Here is a 21738-nt window from a genome sequence, read left to right as displayed (position 1 = left end):
TTGGTACATGGGGTCAATTTAGACTGGCACGAGGGGGCAACGCTCACTGGATTTTCCAATATCTAGGAAATGAAGATGAAATGCTGTTGAGTTATCAGTTTAAAGAACAAGTTAAGATTTTTCGGTCTAAAAATGGTAGGAATATATCAGCTGTCACGGCAGACTGCTATAAGCTTACACACAGGCGTATTAACGAATTCTTACTTAAAAAATATAAGAAGAAAGATATAATTATTCAGGATATTGATCTGGTATTTCTAGAGCATTTTTATACTTATCTGAGAAAAGAATATAACTGTAGTAATAATACATCAATCAAGTATATGAAACGATTTGCAGCTATTTTGAATTTTGCAGAGAAAATTGGACTATTAAAGATTAACCCATTTAAACTTTTTCGGTTTCATATAGAGAAGAAGTATCCCCTTTACCTCACCGAAGATGAGGTGAATTTAATTACTCATAAAATCTTTCTGACAGATCGGTTAAATAGGATTAGGGATGTTTTTGTGTTTTGTTGCTGGACAGGTCTATCCTACAGAGATGTTTGTAACTTAAAAATTTCTGATATTCAATTCCGCAATAAACAATATTGGCTCATTATCGTCAGGCAAAAAACCAATAACATATCACAAATACCATTATTAGATGTTCCTTTGAAAATATTAGAAAAGTACCATCCGGACTTCCATGAATATCCTTGTGAGAAGCCTTTATTTTCAATATCAAGCAATCAGAGGACCAATGAGTACCTGAAAGAAATCACAAATCTCTGCGGTATTCGGAAGAACATCAGCTTTCACGTAGCAAGACACACATTTGCCACACTGGCACTTAACAAAGGCGTATCATTGGAATCTGTAAGTAAAATCCTTGGGCATACAAATATCAGAACCACGATGATTTATGCGAATGTTACTAATCAAAAGATTGAATCGGAAATGAAGAAAATGAGGAATTGAGTAATTGAGTAATAATAACATTTAAATGCTATTATAAAAGCCTCTATTGTATATGTTGAAATGATATAATCCAAATAACAAAATAGACAAGACTTTTGAAGCCCTGTCTATTTTATTTAGAGTTATCAGTAAAATTAATATTACATCCTTCTACCTTTTTTTCTAGAGGGAGGATCGACTTGAATTTTGCGCCTTTGCTCTTTTTCAGGCATTGTTACAAATACTTTATTCTCGTCTTGTATCATCTTCGAAAGCCGATCCTCTATATCATCCCATGAATATGATTTCTCTGTTAGGTGAATTGGCTCATCAAATTTTATATCTTCGTAATAAGTCAATCCTTTTAATGCCCTAATAGAATTTGTTTGAGAATATTTTAATTCAAAAGCTTCCAGCATATCACCTAAAGACATTTTTGTAGACAGGTAGGCTATGTCAACGAAATCTTTCAAACGTGTTCCATTATCCGCAATAGCCAGTAGTTTCATTGCGGCAATATCTTCAATATCATAGAAGCGTATACCATCTTCGACAAAACGTGAACTAACATCCCTATAATCATGTCGAAGAAAGTCTAATTTAACACCATCTACCTCACCTTTTAATGTGTAATCTTCCATATAGCTTCCTTTGAAACCATAGTTATTTTGAAGATATTTTTCTAATTTAGAAGAATCAAATCCAGCTGTTGTAAATAAATCTAAATCTATACTTATTCGATGCCCCATTATCAACGCTAAAGCGGTACCTCCAGCTAAACAGAAATCACTAAAAGTAACATCGGACATGATATTTTTTAGGAGTTCAAGAGTTTCATCCTTGACTGTTTTCGTATATAACATTTTAGTTCCTCCTTCTTTAATTTAAATATGGAACAAACAAAAGCAATTTCTTTGTCAGAAAGAATTTTTACTTCGTTTTTTATTATATCCCTTACACCATCTATACCTCCATAAAGATTAAATATGGCATAAAAGTCATTATTCCATCCGCGTTCAATGACCCTTTGAACTACAGTGTCCCGCATATACTGCCAGTCAAAATTCTCAAGGTCATACTCCCATAAAAGGCTTGAATTGATCCTAGGTTCTTCTTTTAATTTTTCTTTCCAATCTGACCACATAACCATGTAATTACTTCTTATACAAAGATAAAGAATAACGCCGAGAAATTCTATTATTAAAAGTCAAACTTAATCATTAATCTTATTTAATTTAATAATCTGAAGCTTTTAAGGTTGTTATGCTGAATGTTTTTTATGTCCATATATTTTTATTAATTTATTTCTGTTTTCTATTTATTGTTTAGCACATCTTCGATTACCTCTTGAAGAGGCAAAGAAATGCCTTCTGGTGCAGAAGCCTCAATACATGTGCTCCTTATACTCTGTTTAAAAGCATAAACTGTTTCAATAATATTTTCTCCAATATGAAATTGATGATTTGTTCGTTTCACTTCCTGGATCTCTTTTCTTGGATCTAGAATATAATCCTTTGTTTGAAGAAGTTTGAGTATTTGTCTTGTCCTGAAAATGGTTGACAATAAAAAGTGTAAACCAATGGACGGACAAAAGAAGAAACGAGGGGTTACGATTCCCCGGTTATTAAGACAAGCGATCATTCAGGATTATCTGAGTGGTAGGAAAAGCTCCTATATGTTAAGTATAGAGTATGGTGTCGATCAAAAGAACATAAATAAGATGGTTCACCGTTATCAACAGAAAAATGGCACTATCTTAGCAGAAAGTATTACAACACCGATTATGGGTCGTAAAAAGAAACAGCAGGAAGATTTATCCCTTAAGTTAGAAAATGAAGAATTGAGACGTCAATTGAAGCTGGCACAACTCAAGCTTGAAGGTTATCAGATCATGGGTGATATTCTACAAGAGGAGTATGGTGTTGACTTGTTAAAAAAGTCCGAAGCCAAACAGTCTTCCGACTTAAAGAACGATACGCAGAAGTAGGCTTGGATACTTTATGCGGATTGTTTGGCTATACAAGGCAGGCATATAACAAGCAATTGAATAAAAACGCGCGGAAGGCTCTGGATGAAGGTTTTATTATCAGTCAGGTAAGATTAATCCGCAAGGATATGCCTCGTTTGGGTTGTAAGAAAATCCATTACCTGTTGAAAGAAAAAGGAATAGATATAGGCAGAGATATTTTATATGATATTCTTCGAAATAACAGGATGCTGATCAAAAGAAAGAAAAAGTATGCTGTAACTACCAACTCTAAACATTGGATGAAGAAATATCCAAACCTGATCAGAGGCTTTAGTTTTAGTGGCCCTAACCAATTATGGGTAAGTGACATTACTTATATACCTATTAACAATAGCTTTGTTTATCTTTCACTGATAACAGATGTTTATTCTCATCTGATTGTAGGCTACAGGTTATCACTGACTTTAGAGCGTGACGGGGCTGTAGGAGCCCTGAAAATGGCACTGGAGCATATTCCATGTGAAGATCGAATCGGGCTAATCCATCACTCAGATAGAGGAGTTCAGTATTGTAGCCATGAATATGTAAGATTATTGAAAGAAAACAGCATTCGAATCAGTATGACTGAAAACGGAGACCCTTATCAAAATGCAGTAGCAGAAAGGATAAATGGTATCTTAAAAGACGAATGGCTGGATCATGAGCATTACATATGCTTTGAAGATCTCAGCAATAGGATAGATGAAATTATATCTATTTACAACCATCATAGACCTCATTTGAGCTGCGATATGAAAACTCCGGTTCAGTCATATAACCTGACCGGACAAATAAAAAGACGCTGGAAGAAGAGAAACTATCAGACAAATAAAATATCTTTATCAACGAAGTTGTAAACTTATAGCAGGACTATTAAAATGGAATACAAACTAACTAATTATTATTCATAATCTGTAAACTATTTTCAGGACAAGATACGATGATGTCTATGACATTTTTTATTTCCATATCTATAAATACTATTACTCATTTCTTCTCTGATTTGATCCAAGCCTTTCTTTTTACCTTTTTGAATCCAATTGATAAGTTCATCCTCAAAGAAGAATAATTTTTCACCTTTCTTATAGCACGGTATCAATCCTTTTCTAGCTAAAGAGTAGATTGTCGATTTAGCTTCTTGAATAATCCGACATGCTTCATCTATTCCTATTGGCATCCGTTTTTCAATGTTGTGGGATTCCGTTTTGATAAGTAAGATTTTAAGCTGATCTACAGTCTTGATCAGATGAGCTATCGCTTCGTGATATATTAATAATGAAATGTTTCTCCTCTTTGGCGAATGTCCTTTCACAAAACAGTGAAGGTTTTCGATAGCAGGGGAGAATTCTATTAATTGAAATTTGATTATAAACAGCTGTATATTAATGCATAATCATTCAAATGTATTGATAAGGACAACTGAAGGATATCTGCAATGAACAAGATTCAGTAAGATAATTCTTATATTATTTATTTGTCTTTTTTGCTCTTACTTCCAATTTATTCTTTCTTCTTTGTACGCATGAACTTTTCAGTTTCCTAATTTGTACAATGCTACTTGAAGAGATCTAAATCGAACTATTGTTATTTTAATATTATGTATTGAAAATCTATTGTTGTATTCTTAATCATTAGAAAAAGAAAATGCTAAAGTCAATCTCTTTGATCTAAAGAAAAGATCACTTTTAGGTTTAGCTCTCATATAGGATAGGATAGATTTGAAATGCAAGGGAGGTAATTATATCCTTTAGACCTTAACTAAATAATATAATTTGATATTCTGGTAATAATTAGGTCTTAAATTTTGAAACTAATTTTATGAATAATAGAATATTGTTTGGGTTATTTTATATATTTTTGTTTAAACTAGTATCTATTGGGGGTTAATGATATAATATAGAATTAAGTAGTGTATTTTAATAAGAAATAAAGGTACTTAATGTTCACTCAGAATTGATAATAATGACCGATATACATTCTAAAGAAACAAGAAGTTATAACATGAGCCAGGTAAAAGCTAGAGATACAAAGCCTGAGCTTATTGTTAGGCGGTTTCTATTCTCGAATAAGTTAAGATATAGGTTATATGATAAGAAGTTACAAGGAAAACCTGATATAGTATTACGAAAATATAAAACAATTATCTTTATACATGGCTGTTTTTGGCATGGACACGAAAATTGTAAATATTCAGCACTACCCAAAACAAGGACTGAATTCTGGAGTGATAAAATAGAGAGTAATAAAAAGAGAGATAAGAAAAATATTGATCAATTAAAGAGCGATGATTGGAATGTTTTAATTGTTTATGAGTGTGAGCTGAGAAAAGGTAGACAAGAACATACATTGAATAACATTCTAAGCAACATACAAAACCAATTTTAAATTGATTTTATGGTATGAAAAATAATACGGAAAAGAAACAAAATCAGAAAAAGTTAAAGGCTATAGATTTCTTTTGTTCTGGTGGCGGCATGAGTTATGGAATGCAAGAAGCCGGAATTGAAATTCTCGCTGGAATTGATTCTGATGAGAACTGTAAAATGACTTATGAAGCTAACATAAATGGTGCAAAATTTATTCATGCAGATGTATTTGATTTGAAAGAAAAAGAGCTTGAAAAAAATTTGTCTCTGAGAAAAAATGATGATGAGCTTGTCCTGATAGGCTGTAGTCCTTGTCAGTTCTGGAGTATAATTAATACGGATAAAACAAAGTCTGCTAAATCGAAAAATCTTTTAGTCGAATTCTCTCGTTTCGTTAAATATTTTCGTCCTGGATATGTCGTTGTTGAAAATGTACCAGGTGTTTTGAGAAGAAAAGAAGAAAGCGGATTAAATGAGTTTATTGAATGGCTCAAAGATAACGGTTATGAAAACCCTCATTTTAAAGTTCATAATGTAAACGATTATGGTGTTCCGCAAAGCCGCAAAAGGTTTACTTTAATAGCAACCCGTATTTCTCAGGATGAAGTTAAACCCCAGGAGTTAGACGGAAGAAGAGTTGTTGTAAAGGATGTTTTGGGAATAGAAAACGGTTTTGCCAGAATAGAGCCTGGGCATAAGGATAATTCAGATTTTCTGCATACAGTTCCCAATATCAGTGACATCAATAAAAAGAGACTGAAAAAAGTAAAAAAGGATGGAGGTAACAGATTGGGATTCGCGAATGATCTGGAATTACAATTGAAGTGTTTTGAGGGGAAAAATGAATCTTTCAAGGATACCTTTGGGCGATTGTGGTGGAATAGGCCTGCACCAACTATTACAACCAAATTTTTCAGTATCTCTAACGGGAGATTTGTACATCCAGAAGAAGATAGAGCTTTATCTATAAGAGAGGGAGCTACATTGCAGTCGTTCCCGTTAACCTATAAATTCAAAGGGACAAGTGTTGCAAATATCGCTAGAATGATTGGTAATGCAGTACCTCCTAAATATGCAACGGCTATTGGTAAGGCAATAATAAATAATCATAAATGGAAGTAACTTTCTCAATATCACCGCGTATATTATCTCATCTCGGAGAAGATCTGATAAAAAATGAGAGCATTGCTTTATTTGAGCTGATAAAAAACTCTTATGATGCTTGTGCGGAACATTGTATTATTGATTTTAACTTTCAAAATGGGAAATTAAGATCACTTACTATAGAAGATGATGGATTCGGTATGAGTAGTGAGATTATCGAAACGGTGTGGCTTGTAGTAGGAACTGATAACAAAAAGAAAAAGCTTGAACCGAACCAATGTGGGAGAATACCCTTAGGTGAAAAGGGCATCGGAAGACTAAGTATTCATAAGTTAGGAAATAAAATAACATTGATTTCCAAAGCAGAAGGAAGTAATGAAGTTGAATTAAACATTGACTGGAATAAACTCTCGAAAGCTAAAGATATTAACGACTTTTCCATAGAATTAATTGAAAATGTAAGACCAAAAACATTTTTAAATTCAACAGGAACCAAAATAATTGTAGAAGATCTTAAAACTGATTGGGATAGACGTCAACTTCGAGAAGTTCATCGAAATATTACTTCTCTTAATAGCCCATTTTCTGATGGAAATGATACATTTCGTGTTTTAGCAAAAAGTAATACAAATATTTTTGAAGGGTTGCCTGATTTTGAAGATATAAAAAATAGTGCTCTTTATTTTGGCCATTGTAGGATGCGTGGCGGAGAAATAGTTGACTTTAAATATAACTTTAAACCATGGAGTTCGCTTGACAGAGTTGATTCGGGAAGAAAGGTTGTATTGAAAGACTTACTTGATGAAGATAAAATAATTAAAAAATGGAATTCAGAAACAAGGGAATTTGAAGATATTGATTTGGATGAGAGCAAAGTAGGTACTATCGAATTTGATATAATAATTTTTGATACTGATGCACAGATTTTCAGTTATGTAAACGCTGAAAAGACAGCATTAAAAACTTATTTACGAGAAAACGGAGGAGTAAGAGTTTATAGAGATGGTGTAAGAGTTTACAATTATGGAGAAAGAGATAATGATTGGCTGGGTATTGATTTGAAAAGAGTCCATAGAGTTGGTGGAAATGTTAGTAATAATATAGTCATTGGTTCTGTGAAAATAAGAAGGGACTCCAGTACCGGACTTGTTGAAAAAACAAACAGAGAGGGGTTTATAGAAAATGAACATTATTTTGATTTTGTTGAAGCAGTAAACTATGCTCTCTCATTAATTGTTCGAGAAAGAAATACAGATAAAGCTTTACTCACAACCTTATATAAAAAGCATCGTTCTGTAGAGCCTGTATTATCTGACTTAAATGAAGTAATGACACTTATTGAAGCTAAAGTAGATAATAAAGAGGTTAAAGATGAAATCTTAAAATATTTGTACAGAGTCAATGATCAATACAAAGAAGTTAAGGAAGTACTCATAAAAAGTGCAAATGCCGGACTTAATTTGGGAATTGTAATACACGAACTAGATAAATTAATTGCTGAACTTACAGGCTGTATTGAACGAAATGATAAAGATAAAGCAATCCGAATATCTCTGTCTCTAGAGAAAATTATAAGAGGGTACTCTGCAATGCTGAAGAAATCAGATATTCGACTACATTCTTTAAGTGAAATTGTTTCAGTTGCTTTAGATAACTATGAGTTCCGATTTTTAGACCATTCGATTAAAATTATCTCAAATTGGAAGTCATCAAATTTAAACGCCTATTTGGCTAAGGCCGAATCAATATCAGTAGTTACTAATTTATTAGACAATGCAATTTTTTGGTTGAGTTACGCCAGGAAATCGGATAGGTATATTTCTGTGTACATTACTGATCAAATTAAAGGATATAATTCAATTATCGTTTCAGATAATGGTCCAGGATTTAATTTACCATTAGATGTTGCTGTAGAACCCTTCCAAACAGGAAAGCCTCATAATATTGGTTCCGGATTAGGACTTCACGTAGCTAAAGAAATGATGATCGCAATGAAAGGTAAATTATTATTAATATCAGATGAAAATGAGATTGATTTTCCAAAACCTATTAAGGATAATAAGGCTAATAAAGCAATTGTTTCTCTCTGCTTTCCAAAAGAAAAAAAATAAAGATATAAGAAAGAGTATGCTGCAAGAATTTATTACGAGTGCATTAGTTATTGATGATGATTTCGAAGAAGTTAAAGATCTGATCTCTTATTTAGAAGATGAAAAAGATATTTGGGCAAGGTATTTTTCTCCTTCCGATATAGAATCAAAAACAACTTCCTTTAATAACAGAAAAATTATTTTTCTTGATTTGTATCTGGATGACTCTAGAAGCAGCACAGACAATATTGCTGTAATTAGGAAATATTTTAAATCAATAATAGGTGAGAATTTTGGCACATATGGAATTGTTTTGTGGACAAAGCACACCAATCATTTTGAAGATTTTTGTGACAAAATTTTTCAAAAAAATAATCCCTTTACACTTCCTTTGTTTGTTATTCCTTTAGATAAAACAAAATATAAACGGCAAGGAGATTATCAGGGAGTTCTAGAGGAATTAGAGGGGAAATTGGAGAAAGATGTTGCGTCCTCATTTTTTGTTGAATGGAATAAGGCTGTAAAAATAGGCTCTGATAACACTATAACAACCTTATATAATTTGTTTGATACTAACGATAAAAAAAATAAACATTTAGAAGCGGTTTTATATTCTTTAGCATTGAATTTTACTGGAATACCAAAAAACAACATAGAGAACTATGATTTACAGAAGGATCTGGTAAAATCTTTGATGGATACATTGCAATTTAAAATAACGAGTTCTTATATTGGGGTTAAAGAGTTGTTTACACAACAGAATAAACTCAACTTTAATGAAACAACTGATGAAAAATCGAAAGTGTTTTCGAAGTTAAATTCACTTCTGCTACTAGATTTACAAAACTTGTCACAGAACTCTCCAATTCCAGGTAATGTGTATGAGATAACTGATGATAATTCACCACTTTATATAAAAGATCTGATCTATAAAAAGAATAATGAAGATATAGATACCCATACAGATTTTAAAGATTTGAAAAAGCGAAGGATATGTATAGAAATAACACCTCCTTGCGATTTTGCCCAAAACAAAAAACAGTCTCTTTCAAGAATTGTTGGAGGGTTACAAATGGATTTTAATAAAGAAATTTTGAAAGGAAATAATAGTCCATTTAAAACGGATAATTTTTACACTTTCTTATACCCCGTTAATATTGAGGGGTTTGAAAAGCCTCAGATGATAATCTTTGATTTTTATAGATTTCAGACAATTAACGAAAATGATTTAAAAAATAAAGATAAATTCAAAATAATTATGAAAACTAAAGATAAACTTTTTGCTGATATTCTTCAAAAGTTATCTTCACACACAGCCAGATTAGGCATAGCCGTTTTATATCCATAAAGATTATTTATATGGCAAAAAATTTTTACTCGATATTGAAAGATCTCCAGTCGACTCTTGCCGATGAGAGTATGGAGGAGTTATGTTCTATCATTAAAAATATAATATTCGACAAAAACAAGATTGCAGATCTTGCTAATACTCTAGCTCAGAGCGGAGATAAATTAAATTTTCCTAATCTCAATACCGCTGATATTCCGTCAACAGGAGGGCCTTCATCATTGTCGACTATAATTAGTCCTTTAATTCTTAAAGAGTATTTTGCTGTACCTAAATTAGGAATAATTGGAAGGCCTGCTGGAGGTATTGATGTTTTGGCTCAAATTCAAGGATATAATTTAAAGCTTTCTAAAGAGGAAATATATGAGATAATTGACAAAACACAATATTGTCATTTTATCTCTAATAATCACTTTGCTCCTTTAGACAGTAAACTTTTTAAATATAGGAGTGAAAATAATTTTAAGAATGTTCCCGGATTAGTAATAGCAAGCTTATTATCTAAAAAAGTAGCTGTTGACATCAAGAATGTATGTTTAGATATTCGATATTCCCATTTTGGTAATTTTGGCAGTTCTTTGGAGGAAGCCAGAAAGCTCTCCGATAATTTTAAGTTAGTAAGTAGTTTACTGGGAATAAACAGTACATTTTATTTTTCAGATAATACAAGATTGCTTCAGCCATATATAGGGAGAGGTGAATCTCTTCTGGCGATCCATGAATACTTCTTGGATACTAAGAATAATTGGCTAAATCATCACATTGAACATGATTGTAGAGAAATGGTTAGTACTCTTACAAATCATAAGATAGAATCACCTGAGTTAAAAAGTATAATTATAAAAAATTTTACGGAAAATATAGAATGTCAAGGAGGTAGTATTGATTCTTTTGAAAATGTTGTACAAAAGACGAGAGACTCACATATATATGAGTTCTCAGCTAACAAGTCAGGTATTCTTAGCATTGATATGATGAAAATGAGGGATACAATTGTTAAAATTCAAAACAAATATAGCGACAAAGATCATGAATTTCCAGACCCTTGTGGATTAATTTTTTTCAAAAATCAGAATGAACATATTTCAAAAAATGAAGCTGTATTGACATTCAGAGTTGTTGAGAATGATTTGGAATATTTTAAAAACGAATTAAATAAATTTATTATAATAGACTAGGAATGGATAAATACTGCTGCTTTAACTGTCCTAAAAAAGACTATACTGAAAAAGAATTGTTTGATAAATGTCCAAAATGTGGGATGAATTATGGTTTTCCCCTTGATTTACTTCCAACAGAGGTCAATGGATTTAAATTAGAAAAATCTATTGCAAGAGGTTTTTATGGAGCAACCTATATAGCAACTTCTAAAGAAAGAATACCTAAAAAGAGAGTATTAAAAATAATACCTAAAAAGATTTATGAATTATTTGGCAAGAACTTCGAAAATGAATGTAATCAACATTCACAACTTGATAATGAGCATATAGTTGAGATTCATGACTATTTTGATGAAGATGTTGATTTTAAAGGAACTGTTATTCCTTGTCATGTTTGTGTGCTTGATTATGTTGATGGAATCCCATTAAAAAAGGAGATGGATTCTGATATTTCTATTGAGAAATTGACTCAGATAGTTATAGATTTATTAGAAATTCTTGAGGTCTTAAAAAATAATGGTAAAAGTCACAATGATTTACACCCAGGAAATATTTTGGTTTCAACCCTTAGTCAAGGAACAAAACGAGTAGACCAAATTGATAATTCAATCAGATTAAAAGTTATAGACTTAAATTCGACTTCAGACGGAACACAAAGCTCCGAAACTAGATTAGGAGACATAAATTGGATTGGTAAGAGTATTCAGGACTTGTCTAAACGGTTTATTGCAAGAAAAGAAGAGAATAAAGAAGAATTAACTGATAAAGAAAGTCGAATACTTTCCCATTTTGAAAATTATGGTAAATTATTAAGTCAAAAAGTAACGAATACAAGACTTCCTAAGTTTGATGATCTTATTTATGATATAAAAAGCACTTATCGTCATGTTGTAGACCCATGGAATGAAACATTTTCTCTTAAAAGCTTTGATTATGCATACAATGCTCAATCGCTGAAACCCAATTATGTACCTGCTATATTTGTAGATCCTGACAATAAATTCTTTAATGAGTCAGTTAAAGCAGGTCCTCTTATTATTTATGGTATGAGAGGCTGTGGAAAAACCATTTTATTATTGGGATTAACTTTTTATTCTCGTATTAGTTCTTCAAATTCCGATCAATATTCAAACAAAGGGTCTAATGGAATTGTGAACAGAATCGTAAATGACGGGTTTATAGGATTGTATATTAATGCAAATAAGTTATTGGATGTCGTCGGTAAAAAAGATGAGGAAATATATAAGCCTTTGGAAAGGATATACTTAAGATTTTCCTTGGAGGCACTAAGAACTTTGAGAACGTTAAAAAAGATAGAGGATAATTCGGTTGTAGACCTTTATTTTGAAACCTTACTAAATGAAATAAATTCAAAAGTTAGTAATCTTAATTTATCTGCTATCAATTCTGATAAAGAGTTGGAAGATATTTTAATTAAGAAAATTAATTTGTTAGAGAAGAATGACGGGAATGAAATTTTAATTTCTACAGCCGCTCCTGCTGTATTTGAGGATCTCTCCACAGCTATTACAAGTTGTAGTCCTATATTATTAAATCATAAAATCTATTATTTATTAGACGATGTATCCACAAGATATCTAAACCAGGAAAATATAATACAGATTATCTCTACATTTATTTTTCAAAGTTCTAAATGTGCTTTTAAAATTACTACTGAAGCGCAGACATTAAATGCCATTCTTTTTTCTCCTGGTAATCAGGAAAAAACAAGGATAGGAAGAGACTTACAAACATTTGATTTGGGTAATTTGGTGAATGAACAAATTAGAAATAATAAAAATTTCGTCGTTGATATTTTGGAGAAGAGGAATAGACTTATTTCTAAAGATTCTAATAGTTACCCTCATCCTATATATCTTTTAGGGGATGTCTCTCTTAGAGAAATTGCACTAAATATAACCAAGACAGGTGCAAATAAGAAAAATAAAAAACAATTTTACCATGGTGTCACGATGCTTTCTAAAGTGTGTGTCGGAGATATTGGAGATATCATACATATTTATAACCTAATGTTAGAGGAATATAAAAATAATCCTCACACTCCGTTGAAAATAGAAATACAAAATAAAGTTTACCAAAATGTTAGTGCAAACAAGTTATTTGATTTAGATAGAAACAAGAATGACTTGAAAGATTTTGTTTTGACATTTGCCAAAGCTTCATATAAATTACTTTTGGAGTCTAAAGGTTCTGGAAGGCTTAGACAGTATAATTCTATTTATGTGAAGATTACTTCAGGAGACCAGGAATTTCAAATTGATAAATTACGGAGTTTGGTAGATGCTGGGATTTTCATATACGATGGTAGTCCTCTCGCTCCGAGAACGACTGGAAATGATACAAATCCGTTATTACAATTTAAATTAGCATTTAGAAAACTTTTAGGTTTGACCAACTTTATAGGTATTTCTCAATCGGATAGATTTGAATTAAGTGGCTCGGAATTGGAAACATGGCTAAGAAATCCTCAAGAGGGAGAAAAAATATTACTTAAAAATAAAATAATAGAGGATGTAGATTCTGATGAAGCCTCTTATGGTTTTAATGAAGTGACAAGAAATGCGGGATCTCAAGCTTCTTTAGATTTTGTCGACTCTAAAGAGGAAAATCGAGAAATTGAGAACTTCTTTATCTCCGAAAACAGGATCACTTTAGATAAATCGCTTTTTGATAGTAATGCAATAAATAATTTTCAACAATATGTGCTAGGAATAGGATTTGAAGATAGAACCTATGAATCTCTGATGAAAGTAATTAACCACTCGAATATCACTAAAATATATGCCATTAAGCATAAATTAGAAGAAGGGAGGTTTGATGACATAAAAAAGACTTTAATCCAATCGAAAAAAAATGTTGTATTTCTAGATATTGATGAAATTGAAAGTATCGATTTTTCTTTGAGAACAATAATTGATATTTCAGGTTTATCTAAATCAATGATATTTAGGTTGATCACAATGGCAAAGAATAACATTGATAAAATCGCTGTCCTTGAGACAGATGCAAAGATTTTATCTCCTTCTGATGAAGATTTGAAAGAGATTGTAGATAGACAGGAACAGGCGACGGAGGTTTTAAAAGCAGTAACAGAAAATATTGAATTAGGGGAACTGAAGCCTTATTCAATCGAAAGAATATACTCAACTGATACGGATGAATCTAACTCACGAGTAATACTTTGCTTTAGTTCTCCTAAATTTGAAAGGATGCTGACATTTCTTGACCAAAAACAATATGAGAAAATCTTAATTATTAATCCTATAAAAGAGGACTATAGAAGTAAGTTAGCTAGATTATCAGCAAAAGTAATTCAAGATAAATATTCATCTATAGAAACGGAAATAAGAGATATTGATACTGAAAATCAACATGAAGTTTTGAAAGTTATGACTATGTTTTATCAAAAATATTATTTGCAAGAAGGTTGCAATTTTGATATTGCTTTGACTGGATCTAAAGTTGAAACACTATGTGCTGGAATTTTTGCTACTAAAAATAAGATAAATAACTGTTGGTATATTAGACCACAAGAATGGAAATCAAATGCGTTCTCCTCTGGGACTTCAGATACCTATATTTATTCTATTATTACATTTGATCGAAGTTAGTGTAATTAATATAGTCGTTTCAATATATAAGAAAACAGGAAGGATTTATCAGGTTTTTGATAACGAGTAATTTAACCTACAAATGACTTATTTTATTATTATTTCCATATTAATATGAAAATAAATTTTTCAGTATCTTATGGTCTGGTGAATTTTTTCTAAGATTTCTGATTTTCATTGTTAGGTTATGCATTCTGTATCGATATAAATGGGATAATGAAAAAATAGAATTTCAGGATCCTTTTGTTTTTGTGAATTTTCTCGAAAAATTGAATCTAAACATCTAAACAAGTTATAATACTTAATATAAATTCTCATGGCATGACAATCTGATTATATATGAAATGAATTGTAGTCTTGTTAATACATGTGAAAGAGGATTATAAGACATCTTGCACTAATTTTATTCACATATCCAAGATTGTCTTTGTCAAAAAAGTAATTATTTTTTTTAGATACTCCAATAAACAAGGTTCACTTTCATAATAATTACACTATCTTTATCTCATTAAAACATCTCTTCTGCAAAACGTTGTAGAACACTACGTTGAGGTCATAGCCAATTCGTAGCCAAGCGATTTTGAAGGAAAACTAAATTGTTATAATATAGACGGTTATAAAGCAGGTTCTGCTGCCTTCATCCGCACTGAGAGCGACAAATTGAAGATTTCTTCTTTTTGTCGCTTTTTTTCATTCTTATAATTCCCTCTTTCCATATAGATAATTTTATTTAAACTTCATCAAATAAAATAAGGAGATAAGCGTAAAAAAGCATAAAGAATGCAAGACAAAATATATCTTTGTAATCAAATTAATGATGATTAGATATGAATATTACAATAAAATCACTAGAGGACATAGATCAGGCCGCGACCGAATTCGTAAAGGCGATGGGAGATAATACTGTTTTTGCATTCCGAGGCGAAATGGGCGCGGGAAAGACTACCTTTATCAAAGCCATCTGCGGGAAGTTGGGTGTGTCAGATACTATAAACAGTCCTACGTTTGCTATAGTCAACGAATACCGTTCCGATAGCGGGGAACTGATCTACCATTTCGACTTCTACCGGATCAACAAAGTGGAAGAGGCTTTCGATTTCGGCTACGAAGATTATTTCTACAGTGGCAGCCTTTGCTTTATCGAATGGCCCGAACTGATTGAGAACCTGTTGCCGACCGATACGGTGAATGTCAGTATCAAAGCGCTGGAAGATGGTAGCAGGAGTGTAGTAGTCGGCGCTTAATGTCCGGTTCTTTATAGAAGATAAGAAGGGGCAGGCTGTATAGTAGCCTGTCCCTTTGTATTGTAAGCTTTTCTTATATCACCGCAGCTTCCACTTTCTTGAGGAAGTCTTTTCGCATCTCATCCGTACCTGTGGAGGTATGTTCGCAATTGAGCCATGTGGCATTGTTGATACCTACCGAATAGAGCATGTTAGGAATAAAATAATCCTGAACGAAAGGCTTAAATGTTTCACCGGCACTCTCCGATGTTGTGATTACTGTAGTCCGTCCTATTTTAAGCAATGGAGTCCATCCATTCTCGTAGCTGAAAGCAAAGCCTTGGAGCAGCACTTTATCGAAAAAGCCTTTCAGTATTGCAGGCATTGTTCCCCACCAAATAGGATACATGAATATGATCTCTCCGGAATTCTTCAGCATTTCCTGATATTTCAATACAAGGGGGTCGATTGCTTTTCCCTGGTTATATACCGCGAGCTCCGCTTCTGAAAACGATGGATTGAATCCGTCTTTGGTAAGGTCTATTACCTGATATGCTTTGTTCTCTTGTTCGAATTTAGAAGTGATTGTGTCTAAAATAGCCTTGTTGAAGCTACCATGCCATGGATGGCTGAATACGATTGTTACCATTATCCTGTTTAAAATTTATTATATAGAGTTAATAGCCGATGCAGCTTAACCTGCAACATTGACCTTTATTCCTAATTCTTCGATACGCTTTGCGATTTCCTTTAATTTCTCCACGGAAACTTTCTCAAGGTTCTTTTCGGGTGTTTCCCTGTCGATTGTGTAAATCATCACTTCGCGCGGATTTGTTTCTTTTACCACTTGCAGCCATGCCGATATTTCCTCTTCTGTAGTATTGTCCACGGTTTTTCCGTCGTGACTGCCTGTTACAAACATTGTTTGCATAATAAAATTGCCGTTGAAACGCTTAAACAGTTCCTTTTGTTTCTCGACACTGTATTCCGGCGAGTTGGGGCGATCTATCAGGCGTATAGTTTCCAGTATCCCCGAATCGAGCTTGAGTATATTGTTGTCTACTTTTTCCAGCGCGTCAAAAACCTTTTGCTTTCCGGCATGCATGGCGTTGGACAGTACGCTGATCTTTGCTTTGGGGAAGTATTTGTCCCGTAATTCTATCGTATCGTCTATGATCCCCGCAAATTGAGGATGCATAGTCGGCTCTCCGTTTCCTGCGAAGGTGATAACGTCAATATCGGTATTTTCTTCCCGGAGACGGATCAGTTTATCTTCCAGCGCAGCCTTTACATTTTCGCGGCCGGGTAGTTTTGTTCTCGTTCTGAAATCTTTGTTGTATCCGCATTCACAGTAGATACAGTCGAATGAGCACAGCTTGCCGTCGTAGGGGAGGAGGTTCATCCCCAGCGAACTGCCCAGACGCCGGCTGTGTATAGGGCCGAAAACTATTTCGTGGAATAATATAGTTGACATTAGTTTACTTTGTCTTTAAATCTTTCTGCAAATTTACGGACTTTCTCCCTGTCGGATTCCATGTAGTCCGTTAATTCTTTGTAAACAATCTCTTCGGCAGCTTTCTCTATTTCGGGTTGTTCCAACCTGATTTTCAACGAGCCGCCATAGGTGAGTTGCATTCCCGATACGGATGCGATAAGTATAAGCCCGGAATTGTCCGTACAGACCTCCTGATCTGTATAATCTCTTATAAATCGTATGATCCCTTTCTTGACCCCGTCGACGAGAGACCCGTGATTGTAAGTTTCTGTATCTCCAGCAAAAGACTGGATATAAGCGGTTGCCGTGTAGTCGGGAAGCGCTATGGATATTTTGTACTGAAATCCGTTGTGTTCCTTTTCTATGTCTAGCCGGAAAGAGGGTTCGTTTACAGAACGTTCCATAATAAGTAAGTCCATCCTGTGAAATATTCCTTTGGGATAGTGGAATATACATTGCTGGAAGTCATTATGCAGATTATCGCTAAAATTGATTCTTATCTGGGGATTGAGGCAGGCTGTTTTTCGGAATACGGAACAAAGATATTCAAAATCGATATCCGTTGTCTTGAATATTTCGCTGTCGGGAATAAAATCGATAATAAGGTCTTCCCTCAGATAGCCTTCTTCTATACTAATTTCGAATAGATTGTTTTGGGATAAAAGCGTATGGATCTTTCCCCCGTTATATACTTCTATCTTTGCCGACCGGCTCAGGCCTAAAATCACAGCCAGATCCAGAATGTTTTTTTGTGTGCCGGGATTGCCTGCTTTCTTCAGAAGTCCGAGTTTTTTAATGAGGGAATCTACGTCTATGGCTGATGATGTGATATGAACCGTGCCGTCCGATGCCAGTTCGATATCCACCTCTTCCATTTTCGCTGAGGACATTAAATCGAGAATGAAATGTTCTATCATTGTGCAGATACCTTTTCCCTCTGTGCTGCCTGTGTACATTGCAGGGCGCAGACGAATGCTTTCTATCAGGGATGCCTCTCCCATATTGGTTTCTTTAAACTGGTTTTCCATCATCAATATTTTAAAAAAGTTGACAAATCTGACAATATTTACAGTAAATAGTTAGCAGCAAACAGTAAACAACCTGTAACTGTTAAAAGGTAATAAAGGTAAATCACTTTCGTAACAAACTGATAATAAACACATAAACCTATTTTTTAGAAATGGTGAGTAACAAATGGGTAACAAAAATGCGGAAAACAACATTCGCTAGGTAAGATTGATTGTGTAAAGATACATTTCTTTTCCGATATTAGCAACTACTATTCTTTTGCTTTCCGTGACATCATTATACAGGCAATAGCCGAGAGATAAAAAAAGATAATTGAAATAATCACACCGTATATATGTTGTCTATTATAGATTGTATTTAATAGATTTTATAAATTAAAAAAAACAATATCAAAACCATATGCTCATTATAAAATCCACATGGCGACTGTCTGTAGTTTATCCTGACTATTTTTTTTGCTCATAGATATTGTGGCCATCTACCGTATAAAAGTTTAAGGCATAAACATACTTAAATCGCCTCCACACTCGGCGGGAAAGTGGATATAATATAGGCAAACGACTATGTATAAAGGCAATAAGTATATATGCCGTTAAAAACTGCCTGTAAAATGCGCACGGTCAGAAAGATATTACTATTTTTGTAAAAATTAAGGATTAAAAAAAAATTTGCCTATGGTATAAAGCGTAAAACTACGCACATTTTAAGATATATTGGAAAAAGCGTCTAGCTTGTATTCTGGTTCATGAAACTTCGACAATTTCAGCTCCACCAAGAGTAAAGCAATGATGCTCACGCTATGGCGTGGGCTTTACTCATTTATTTGGTGGACAGGTAGTCGAAGACCTCATGAACAGATAATTGTAGTTTTGTCCACGCTTTTTTTATGTGTGTATGTGAGATATACAAGCAGCAACATGCGGGACACATGTTTTTATAGATTAAAAAAAGACAATGCAAATTTAAAATTCTACAAAAAAAATGAATAAAGCGTTTTATGTATTCCGGTTGCTGCTCCTGGCAGGTGCGGCAACCGTATATTTCACCTCTTGCGGGAAGGATGAGCCGCAGAATATAGAGGTTACAAGCATTGAATTAAACAGTACAGCTATTTCGCTCGCAGTAGGGCTACAGAAAACTTTAACCGCAACTGTTTTGCCTGATGATGCAACGGATAAAACCCTAACATGGGAAAGCAGTAATACAACTGTCGCAAGCGTGGAAAACGGTGTGGTTACGGCTAAGGGTTCAGGCACGGCAACCATTACCGCAAAGGCAAGTAATAACCTAACCGCCACTTGCGAAATAATAGTTTTTGAAACTTCAAAATCGGAAGTTACTATTAACGGTGTTACATGGGCAACACGTAATGTCAATACTCCCGGCACTTTTGCAGCTAAACACGAAAGTACAGGGATGTTCTATCAGTGGGGTAAAAAAGTAGGTTGGTCGACATCCGCCCCGTATACATCCGCCCCGCAAGGAAATCAATGGGATGACAACATTTATACGGAAAGCGTAGTCTGGGAGGCCCTTAACGACCCTTGCCCGGCAGGATGGTGTATACCAACGAGAGACGAATTGCGCAGTCTTGGTGAGGGAATATGGACTGACGACTTTATTTGTAGCGGAGCAGTCGGACGGATATTCGGTACTGTACCCAACCAAATCTTTCTACCCGCTACCGGATATATAACCAGCAAACTGCCTGATAGCGACGGTATTCCAAAACGATATGCAGTTAATGAATCCGGGACGTATCATTCAAAAAATACACACAGAAGCGACGGATCCAGTCCTCTTGGTACAATATGCCTTAATTTCATGGAATATAGTTGTGAAATAGGCGTTTACTATAGTGGTTCCGCAGAAATAGGAAGAAGTATCCGTTGCGTAAAAACTACTACTGTTGAGCCTACCAGCGTTTCATTGAACAAAACCACGCTTGCCCTGACGGCCGGAAACTCGGAAACATTGACCGCTACCGTTGCCCCAAGCAATGCAACGGATAAAACCGTAACATGGATTTCAAGCAATACTTCCGTGGCAACTGTCGATGCGAACGGAAAAGTAACAGCCGTGAAAGCAGGTTCGGCAACCATCACCGCAAAAGCAGGAGATAAAACGGCCGTTTGTACGGTAACGGTTTCAGATGCTACCATAGTCGTTAGCAGCGTTTCATTAAACAAAACCACGCTTGCCCTGACTGTAGGAAACTCGGAAACATTGACCGCTACTGTTACCCCAAGCAACGCGACGGATAAAACCGTAACATGGGTTTCAAACAATACTTCCGTGGCAACTGTAGATGCAAACGGCAAGGTAACAGCAAAAGCCAAAGGTACAGCAACTATCACCGCAAAAGCAGGAGATAAGACAGCAAGTTGTACGGTGACGGTTTCGGATGTAGCTTTAATAAAATTGGATTACAGTGAACTTCAAATGGTTGTAGGTGAAGAATTCACGCTAAATGCGACTACCACCCCTCCTGGTCAGGTAGTAGACTGGCAAAGTAGTAAAACAAGCATCGCTACAGTAGAAGGCCCGTATTCCCAAGGAAAAGTAATCGCCAAAGCTCCCGGAACGATAACTATTAACGCAACGTACAAGGGACAAACTGTTTCCTGTGAAATCACTGTTTATGCTATTTCTGCAACATTCACTTATAAAGGTGTTACCTGGGCATCGAAAAATGTGGATGTTCCGGGAACTTTTACTACAAGTGCTAGCGATCAAGGAATGATGTATCAATGGAATAGAAAAATCGGTTGGACTTCCGAAGGTTACAGTTTAGTATCAGTGCCGGCGGGCGGCAGCTTGTCGGGGGGGGCGCAAGGTACATCATGGACTCCGGAGAATGACCCTTGTCCAACTGGGTGGCGATTACCGACTTATGAGGAATGTAAGCAAGTATCGACAACACCCTGGCTAGCTGTGCTCAATGATCGAAGGATTAGCGGTAATAATTGCGACGTTCTGATCCACACTAAAGATAACATCATTGTTTTTAGCGATGGGGCCGGCATAAATGCGTTGGGGAGTACACGAAATCCTAAGTCGGTATACTGGACGTCTACTCCTAATGGGGAAGAACGTGCTTACGGGTTTGACAAAAGGGGGGGGATCTCTCCGGGATACGATATAAGTCGCAACGCCGCTCTGTCGGTGAGGTGCGTGCGTAATTAGCAACTCCCAGGAGAATGACAGAAAAAAGATGTGTAAGGAATGAAAGATATTCTTTACAATATTTTTATCTGGATATGCAGTACGGGGGTAGACGGCAGTGTCTGTTGCACAACTAATTTTAGATAATTATTAAAACCATACTATTTATGAAACAAG

Annotated in this window: 17 protein-coding genes; 11 read left to right on the top strand and 6 right to left on the bottom strand. The window is 34.5% G+C overall.

Annotated features, from left to right (window positions below):
• A partial coding sequence (locus ACFO6W_RS14410; protein WP_379997593.1) for a site-specific integrase occupies positions 1-962 on the top strand: 962 nt, incomplete at its 5' end.
• A 140-nt stretch (positions 963-1102) separates the two neighbouring features.
• Here the strand turns inward: ACFO6W_RS14410 and ACFO6W_RS14405 are convergent.
• Positions 1103-1750 carry a nucleotidyl transferase AbiEii/AbiGii toxin family protein gene (locus tag ACFO6W_RS14405; protein ID WP_379997591.1) on the bottom strand — a complete coding sequence of 216 codons (648 nt, stop codon included), beginning with the start codon at positions 1748-1750 and terminating at the stop codon, positions 1103-1105.
• 8 nt (positions 1751-1758) lie between these two features.
• Positions 1759-2085 carry a DUF6922 domain-containing protein gene (locus tag ACFO6W_RS14400; RefSeq protein WP_379997589.1) on the bottom strand — a complete coding sequence of 109 codons (327 nt, stop codon included), beginning with the start codon at positions 2083-2085 and terminating at the stop codon, positions 1759-1761.
• Positions 2086-2520: 435 nt separating this feature from the next.
• On the opposite strand from ACFO6W_RS14400, the gene ACFO6W_RS14395 reads away from it, so the two are divergent.
• Both ACFO6W_RS14395 and ACFO6W_RS14390 read left to right on the top strand, forming a co-directional pair.
• A complete protein-coding gene (locus ACFO6W_RS14395) occupies positions 2521-2928 on the top strand; it encodes a hypothetical protein (protein ID WP_379997587.1) in 408 nt (135 codons plus the stop codon).
• A 2-nt stretch (positions 2929-2930) separates the two neighbouring features.
• Entirely contained in the window at positions 2931-3806 is an 876-nt protein-coding gene (locus tag ACFO6W_RS14390) for an IS3 family transposase (protein WP_379997585.1), read from the top strand.
• Positions 3807-3874: 68 nt separating this feature from the next.
• On the opposite strand, the gene ACFO6W_RS14385 is transcribed toward ACFO6W_RS14390, so the two are convergent.
• Positions 3875-4261 (bottom strand): helix-turn-helix domain-containing protein, encoded by a 387-nt coding sequence (locus ACFO6W_RS14385; RefSeq protein WP_379997583.1) that lies wholly within the window; start codon positions 4259-4261, stop codon positions 3875-3877.
• Between the two features lie 650 nt (positions 4262-4911).
• On the opposite strand from ACFO6W_RS14385, the gene ACFO6W_RS14380 reads away from it, so the two are divergent.
• The 7 genes from ACFO6W_RS14380 (at position 4912) to tsaE (ending at position 15893) form a co-directional block, all read left to right on the top strand.
• Positions 4912-5334, top strand: coding sequence for a very short patch repair endonuclease (locus ACFO6W_RS14380; RefSeq protein ID WP_379997581.1), 423 nt, complete (start codon positions 4912-4914; stop codon positions 5332-5334).
• Between the two features lie 14 nt (positions 5335-5348).
• Positions 5349-6437, top strand: a complete 1089-nt coding sequence (locus ACFO6W_RS14375) for a DNA cytosine methyltransferase (RefSeq protein WP_379997579.1) — start codon at positions 5349-5351, stop codon at positions 6435-6437.
• Positions 6428-8530 carry an ATP-binding protein gene (locus ACFO6W_RS14370; protein WP_379997577.1) on the top strand — a complete coding sequence of 701 codons (2103 nt, stop codon included), beginning with the start codon at positions 6428-6430 and terminating at the stop codon, positions 8528-8530. The genes ACFO6W_RS14375 and ACFO6W_RS14370 overlap by 10 nt, the downstream gene beginning before the upstream one ends.
• Complete coding sequence (locus tag ACFO6W_RS14365) at positions 8439-9857, top strand: hypothetical protein (protein WP_379997595.1); 1419 nt, start codon at positions 8439-8441, stop codon at positions 9855-9857. The genes ACFO6W_RS14370 and ACFO6W_RS14365 overlap by 92 nt, the downstream gene beginning before the upstream one ends.
• An 11-nt stretch (positions 9858-9868) precedes the next feature.
• A complete protein-coding gene (locus ACFO6W_RS14360) occupies positions 9869-11035 on the top strand; it encodes a hypothetical protein (protein ID WP_379997575.1) in 1167 nt (388 codons plus the stop codon).
• Between the two features lie 2 nt (positions 11036-11037).
• The gene (locus ACFO6W_RS14355; RefSeq protein ID WP_379997573.1) at positions 11038-14649 is read left to right on the top strand and encodes an ORC-CDC6 family AAA ATPase; all 3612 of its coding nucleotides are present in this window, start codon (positions 11038-11040) and stop codon (positions 14647-14649) included.
• 827 nt (positions 14650-15476) lie between these two features.
• Positions 15477-15893, top strand: a complete 417-nt coding sequence (gene tsaE / locus ACFO6W_RS14350; protein WP_379997571.1) for a tRNA (adenosine(37)-N6)-threonylcarbamoyltransferase complex ATPase subunit type 1 TsaE — start codon at positions 15477-15479, stop codon at positions 15891-15893.
• Positions 15894-15966: 73 nt separating this feature from the next.
• On the opposite strand, the gene ACFO6W_RS14345 is transcribed toward tsaE, so the two are convergent.
• From ACFO6W_RS14345 to ACFO6W_RS14335, 3 genes are read right to left on the bottom strand one after another with little or no spacing between them, the layout of a single operon-like run.
• Positions 15967-16521, bottom strand: coding sequence for an NAD(P)H-dependent oxidoreductase (locus ACFO6W_RS14345; protein ID WP_291109858.1), 555 nt, complete (start codon positions 16519-16521; stop codon positions 15967-15969).
• A 45-nt stretch (positions 16522-16566) separates the two neighbouring features.
• Positions 16567-17346, bottom strand: coding sequence for a radical SAM protein (locus tag ACFO6W_RS14340; RefSeq protein WP_379997568.1), 780 nt, complete (start codon positions 17344-17346; stop codon positions 16567-16569).
• Complete coding sequence (locus tag ACFO6W_RS14335) at positions 17346-18395, bottom strand: hypothetical protein (RefSeq protein ID WP_379997566.1); 1050 nt, start codon at positions 18393-18395, stop codon at positions 17346-17348. Before ACFO6W_RS14335 ends, ACFO6W_RS14340 begins: the two co-directional genes overlap by 1 nt.
• A 982-nt stretch (positions 18396-19377) precedes the next feature.
• Here ACFO6W_RS14335 and ACFO6W_RS14330 point away from each other — a divergent pair.
• Entirely contained in the window at positions 19378-21582 is a 2205-nt protein-coding gene (locus tag ACFO6W_RS14330) for an Ig-like domain-containing protein (protein WP_379997564.1), read from the top strand.
• Positions 21583-21738: the final 156 nt, after the last annotated feature.

It is taken from the genome of Dysgonomonas termitidis, assembly GCF_042654545.1.
GTDB lineage: Bacteria > Bacteroidota > Bacteroidia > Bacteroidales > Dysgonomonadaceae > Dysgonomonas > Dysgonomonas termitidis.
The sequence above is the reverse complement of the archived record's forward strand: the minus strand, read 5'-3'. Positions and strand labels throughout refer to the sequence as shown.

Excerpts from the sequence above, each read along its gene's own strand:
- ACFO6W_RS14380 (WP_379997581.1), top strand. The coding sequence starts at position 4,912 with ATGACCGATATACATTCTAAAGAAACAAGAAGTTATAACATGAGCCAG.
- ACFO6W_RS14375 (WP_379997579.1), top strand. The coding sequence starts at position 5,349 with ATGAAAAATAATACGGAAAAGAAACAAAATCAGAAAAAGTTAAAGGCT.
- ACFO6W_RS14330 (WP_379997564.1), top strand. The coding sequence starts at position 19,378 with ATGAATAAAGCGTTTTATGTATTCCGGTTGCTGCTCCTGGCAGGTGCG.
- ACFO6W_RS14405 (WP_379997591.1), bottom strand. The coding sequence starts at position 1,750 with ATGTCCGATGTTACTTTTAGTGATTTCTGTTTAGCTGGAGGTACCGCT.
- ACFO6W_RS14365 (WP_379997595.1), top strand. The coding sequence starts at position 8,439 with ATGAAAATGAGATTGATTTTCCAAAACCTATTAAGGATAATAAGGCTA.
- ACFO6W_RS14395 (WP_379997587.1), top strand. The coding sequence starts at position 2,521 with ATGGACGGACAAAAGAAGAAACGAGGGGTTACGATTCCCCGGTTATTA.
- ACFO6W_RS14355 (WP_379997573.1), top strand. The coding sequence starts at position 11,038 with ATGGATAAATACTGCTGCTTTAACTGTCCTAAAAAAGACTATACTGAA.
- ACFO6W_RS14340 (WP_379997568.1), bottom strand. The coding sequence starts at position 17,346 with ATGTCAACTATATTATTCCACGAAATAGTTTTCGGCCCTATACACAGC.
- ACFO6W_RS14360 (WP_379997575.1), top strand. The coding sequence starts at position 9,869 with ATGGCAAAAAATTTTTACTCGATATTGAAAGATCTCCAGTCGACTCTT.
- tsaE (WP_379997571.1), top strand. The coding sequence starts at position 15,477 with ATGAATATTACAATAAAATCACTAGAGGACATAGATCAGGCCGCGACC.
- ACFO6W_RS14345 (WP_291109858.1), bottom strand. The coding sequence starts at position 16,521 with ATGGTAACAATCGTATTCAGCCATCCATGGCATGGTAGCTTCAACAAG.
- ACFO6W_RS14370 (WP_379997577.1), top strand. The coding sequence starts at position 6,428 with ATGGAAGTAACTTTCTCAATATCACCGCGTATATTATCTCATCTCGGA.
- ACFO6W_RS14400 (WP_379997589.1), bottom strand. The coding sequence starts at position 2,085 with ATGTGGTCAGATTGGAAAGAAAAATTAAAAGAAGAACCTAGGATCAAT.
- ACFO6W_RS14335 (WP_379997566.1), bottom strand. The coding sequence starts at position 18,395 with ATGGAAAACCAGTTTAAAGAAACCAATATGGGAGAGGCATCCCTGATA.